This window comes from Stenotrophomonas genospecies 3 (assembly GCF_054473855.1).
The window spans coordinates 1-227 of the sequence record NZ_JBTMUR010000053.1 but is presented as its reverse complement, the minus strand read 5'-3'; the positions used below and the strand labels follow the sequence as shown (position 1 = coordinate 227).

The following is a 227-nucleotide window of genomic DNA, read 5'->3' as shown; positions in this document are numbered from 1 at the left end:
AGCACTGGCGCGCCCTGTTTGGACAGCCGACGCCGTCCCGTTCTGCCGCCAGACTCGTTGGGCCGGGGATCCAGGCCCGTGCAGGCGATCCACGCGTTGGCGTTGGCCAACGGCCAGCGCGTCATGTAGTAGATCAGGTGAGCGGCGACAGCGGGGCCGATACCAGGGATGGTCAACAGGCGCTTGTAGAGCGTGCCATGCTCTCCATCGCGACCCAAGCGCTGCAG

General features: G+C 67.0%; 1 protein-coding gene. It reads right to left on the bottom strand.

The window, feature by feature from the left end; genetic code table 11:
• On the bottom strand, positions 1 to 227 hold a 227-nt coding region (locus tag ACX9OT_RS21875), incomplete at both ends, for a transposase (protein WP_459003674.1).